The organism is Schlesneria sp. (assembly GCF_036405755.1).
Taxonomy (GTDB): domain Bacteria; phylum Planctomycetota; class Planctomycetia; order Planctomycetales; family Planctomycetaceae; genus Schlesneria; species Schlesneria sphaerica.
The window spans coordinates 1-4,635 of the sequence record NZ_DASWWZ010000138.1 but is presented as its reverse complement, the minus strand read 5'-3'; the positions used below and the strand labels follow the sequence as shown (position 1 = coordinate 4,635).

General features: G+C 57.0%; 3 protein-coding genes. All 3 read left to right on the top strand.

The annotated features are described in order from the left end of the window. The first annotated feature begins 517 nt into the window (after positions 1 to 517). Entirely contained in the window at positions 518 to 1,543 is a 1,026-nt protein-coding gene (locus VGE80_RS04735; RefSeq protein ID WP_440591853.1) for a helix-turn-helix transcriptional regulator, read from the top strand. A gap of 427 nt (positions 1,544 to 1,970) precedes the next feature. Continuing rightward, positions 1,971 to 2,132 carry a hypothetical protein gene (locus tag VGE80_RS04730; protein ID WP_440591852.1) on the top strand — a complete coding sequence of 54 codons (162 nt, stop codon included), beginning with the start codon at positions 1,971 to 1,973 and terminating at the stop codon, positions 2,130 to 2,132. Between the two features lie 383 nt (positions 2,133 to 2,515). After that, on the top strand, positions 2,516 to 4,635 hold a 2,120-nt coding region (gene cas3g / locus VGE80_RS04725), incomplete at its 3' end, for a type I-G CRISPR-associated helicase/endonuclease Cas3g (RefSeq protein WP_440591851.1).

Genomic DNA, 4,635 nt, shown 5'->3' with positions numbered 1-4,635 from the left:
CACCGGCGCGACAATGCCAACCACGCCGCCAATCCGCCACAACGTGAGCCCGGGCAGCAGACCAGTCGATGCGCCGCGAGCTCATTCTTCACCCGCCCACCCCGTCTCGTCCGCATAACGACGATCCTTGCGCGACCAGACGGATTCGCGCGCCCGGCCAGCGCCCCCCTCTTCCAGTCAACACTTCCAGGCAAAGAAACGAACAACAAAACCGCCACGACAAAGTTACCACCCCCGCAGATCCACGCAGCACCAATCCCGCCCCCGCTTCCAAACATCTGGAAAGCCCCCCGACGAAGAACGGTCCGGCCCCGTCCCCCCCCGCCCCCCGAAACAGTGGGTCTACGGGATGAAACTGAGTAGTTCCGTTGCCCCGCCCGACTGCGGTACGACACCCGTCGCACGGCGTTTCTCAATTTTTTGTCAGGGTATGACAGCAAATGGCAAACTCCGCGTGTATCTTCTGAACCCCTGAATTGTTTCACAACAACCTCATGAACAAATGCGGGAATTCTCGATGGACTCCTCAACACCTGTGCAGAGGCAATGGCGGATTCTCATTGCACTGATGCACCGTCGTCAGGGGCAGACCGTGAAGGAGCTGAGTCAGGAGTTTGAGGTCAACACCCGCACCATCCTCAGAGACCTGAACACACTGCGTCAGGCGGGGTTCCCGTTATCCGAACGAGTCTCGGACTTTGGCCGCAAGCACTGGCGGCTGGCCGAAGGAGGCCCCCGGGCTCCGATTCACTTCACCTGGCCCGAAGCAGTCTCGCTTTACCTCGGCCGTCAGTTTCTCGACCCGCTGGCCGGAACGTACTTCTGGAAGTCGGCACAGACCGCGTTCACCAAGATCCAGTCGATGCTGGGGGAAGCCGCCCTTTCACAGCTCGAAAAAGTCTCACGTCATTTTTTTCAGACGATCCCCGGCCGACCCGACTACAGCGGCAAGGCCGAAGTCATCGACCGGCTGATGCAGGCCGTGGAAGAACACCGCATCGCCTTTGTCGCCTACCAGAGCGAACGGGCGACGGAACCCGTCTCACTGGAGATGTACCCGTACGGGATCGCCTATCACAAAGGGGCCTTGTATCTGGTCGCCTGGTCCCGCGACCACGACAGCATCCGTCACTTCAAGATTGATCGAGTCAGTGGAGTCGACATCCAGCAACTGCAATTCACACCCGACCCTGACTTCAGTCTGGAAAAACATTTCGCGAACTCGTTCGGCGTCTTCCGCAGCGAGGCACCCGCACAGCCAGCACTGCAACGAATCCGCATCCGCTTCGCCCCCACCGTCGCCCGCTACGTACAGGAAAAGATCTGGCACCCGTCGCAGCAACTCAAAAAAGAAAGTGACGGCAGCGTCACGCTGGAAATGCACCTGGAAAACACACAGGAACTGAAATCCTGGATCCAGAGCTTCGGCCCCAAAGCCACCGTCCTGGAACCCAAATCACTGAAAACAGAAATCATCGACGACCTGAAAAAGACCCTCGAAAGCTACGAGCGGCTTCAAACGACTCAGCGCGAGGCAAATTGACTGCATAACGAACGCTTCGGCACACAACACTTCAATGAGGCCACGCTTATTCAGCGTGGAACAAAACCTTCAGACCGAACAGAGCTGAATGACCCAAAAATCTAACTTCAACGAGGCCTCAAATGAATGAGGACAGGGCAGGCCACATGCTCGTTCACCGACAAAGACCTAGATCAAGGAATTCACTCCTCTTCTAGATATTTGGTTTTTTCAGATCGTTATCGCCAATCAAAACATAAAAAATATTTGACACGCAGCAGCGGGCGGCATATAAAAACATCACGGCAACCTGAACAACTTGGCAGTAACGCAGGTTGCCGTGACCCACATGGGGCAGAACCGATCCAGACCAGCCTACCACACGTCACGTCTGATCGTCGCATCTGCCCACTTTCCCGTCAAGTACTCAAAAGTGGAGCTAGAAAAAATGGCGTCGCAATCCGTAAATCCCCTCGATGGACCAATCCGGCGGACATTCAAATCGCTTGGCAAATCTGTCGATGAGCTTCTCATCGCCCCCTGGGAGGCGATCAACTTTGCCGAGACCATCTCGCACAATGCGGATCAGCCACGTCGCGGCCCGCAGTGACAGAAGTGCTTAGAAGGCTCGTCGCGTTGAGAAAACGCGGCAAACGGAAGGGAGGCTTGGCCACCTCCGCGTCCGTTAACGGTCCGATCAGCACCCCTAAATCTCTGTGAGTCCGACACTGGGCTTGATCCAGAAATCCGTTCGTATGCCACTGCTTGACCGTCCACGGTCAAGCAGTGCTCTGCCCCGCGTCGAACGTCGCGGAAACTCCCACAGATCATAAGAGACTGCGTCTCAGAAGTCCGAGATGCAGCGGTATTCCGCACAACGATTTCAGCATGAAGAAACATCCGTTCGGAGCGCGGGTCGCTGCCACTAACACGCTTCCTTGTCAGCATTTTCCTTCAATCGTTTCACCTGCTCTTTCGGGACAGACATTTCACATGACTGACCTTGGCCAATTTGATATCGATTTTCAGAACCTCACCGGTCAGACCCCCTTCCCCTGGCAACGGGCTCTCTACATCCGTTTTCTCCAGGGTGCGTTTCCCGAGACGTGTGAACTTCCCACCGGACTGGGAAAGACATCCATGATCGCCATCTGGCTGATCGCTCTGGCTTACAAGCCGGATGCGATCCCCCGCCGACTGGTCTACGTCGTCAATCGGCGCACCGTGGTTGACCAGACGACGACCGAAGTCCTGAGGATTCGCGACCGCATTGCCGGTACCGACTGGGAAAAACGACTCAAAGCCCTGACCTCACTCGAGACTGGCCAAGGCGAATCGCCGCTTGCCGTCAGTACGCTCCGTGGTGCGCTCGCCGACAACCGGGAATGGATGGCCGACCCCGCACGTCCCGCCGTCATCATCGGGACGGTGGACATGATTGGTAGCCGGTTACTCTTCAATGGCTACGGGGTCGGCTTCCGATCAAGACCGCTGCACGCGGGCTTACTGGGGCAGGATACACTGCTCATTCATGACGAAGCCCATCTGGAACCCGCATTTCAGGCCTGCCTGGAAGCCATTACACAGGATCAGCACCGATGCAACGACTTGCGAAAACTGCGTGTCATCGCACTCTCCGCCACGACGCGCGGGCGTGAGGGAAGCTCTTCCCCCCACCCCCCGTTTCAGCTCACACCCGACGAAACCGCCCCTGCTTCTCTCCTTCCCGCCAAAGCCACAGAACCGATTCACGTTGTCTGGCAACGACTGACAGCCCGAAAGATCCTTCATCTTCACGAGATTCCCGATGAGAAGAAGTTGGCAGAACGAGTCGTCGAACGGGCGCTCCTGTTTAAAGAGACGCAGCGAGCCATCCTGATTTTTGTCCGTCGGGTCGAAGACGTCGGCAAGATCGTCACGCAGTTAAACAATGCGAAACAACACGTCCGACCGTTAACCGGAACGCAACGCGGCTATGAACGAGACCAACTGGCCGAGTCAGAGATCTTCAAGCGGTTCCTGCCAGATCCATCCGGTTCCACGATTTCCGGGACCGTCTATCTTGCCTGTACTTCGGCAGGAGAAGTGGGCATAAATATCACTGCCGACCATATGATCTGCGATGCAACAACCTTTGACAGTATGGCCCAGCGGTTTGGCCGTGTGAATCGCTTCGGCGGGAATCCCGATTCCGAAATTCACGTCCTTCACCCCACTGTCATCCCACCTTCAGAGCACCTTGCGGCAGAGCGGGAAAGAACGCTTGAACTGCTGGCCAACCTGAACGAGGACGCCAGCCCGCTTGCGATCAGCAACCTCGACCCCGAAGCCCGACGGCGAGCGTTCGCTCCCCCACCCGAGATTCTCCCCGTCACAGACGTACTGCTTGACTCATGGGCACTCTCTTCCTTCGTCCACGACCTGCCGGGAAGACCACCTGTCGAACCCTATCTTCATGGGAAAGAGGACAATGATGAAGCGCAGACGCAATTCGCCTGGCGGAGCGAAGTCACGCTATTGACGGGCAAAGTCTCCCAAGACGAACTAGACGACCTGTTCGAACTGGTCCCGCTCAAACCACACGAACTGCTTCGTCTGGCAACCTTCGGCAAAGGACGTGCCTACGACCAGCTTCAGAAGCTGGCCAACCGCGTACCACAGACACCTGTCTGGATCATCGAGCCGGATGGTTCGCTCATCACGACCCTGACAGCATCCGAGATTGTGGCGAAGCGCGGGGCCAACTATGTCGTGCCACTACAGTCACGAATTGTCATCCTGCCGCCGGAAGCAGGCAGCTTGACGGACGATGGCACGTTGGACGGAACCATTCCCTGCGACGTGAAGCGCGATTACGACGTCTATGGAATGGAATCCGAAAATCCCCGCGGGCGGTTCACCGTGACGGAAGACGACGATGGTCGATGGTGGCTGAACCTCACGTCCGGGAACAGGAATTTTCCGATCGACGGTCCCATTGAGCTCGACTCGACTCAAAACCTTGACCGGGAAATCAATCGGGCCTTTGGAGATCTGAAGCTTCCGGCCGTTCGAACAAAGCTTTGTCTTGACCTCGCCACCGACGATGATCAGTCACATCCCCTCATTCGCAG

Excerpts from the sequence above, each read along its gene's own strand:
- VGE80_RS04735 (WP_440591853.1), top strand. The coding sequence starts at position 518 with ATGGACTCCTCAACACCTGTGCAGAGGCAATGGCGGATTCTCATTGCA.
- VGE80_RS04730 (WP_440591852.1), top strand. The coding sequence starts at position 1,971 with ATGGCGTCGCAATCCGTAAATCCCCTCGATGGACCAATCCGGCGGACA.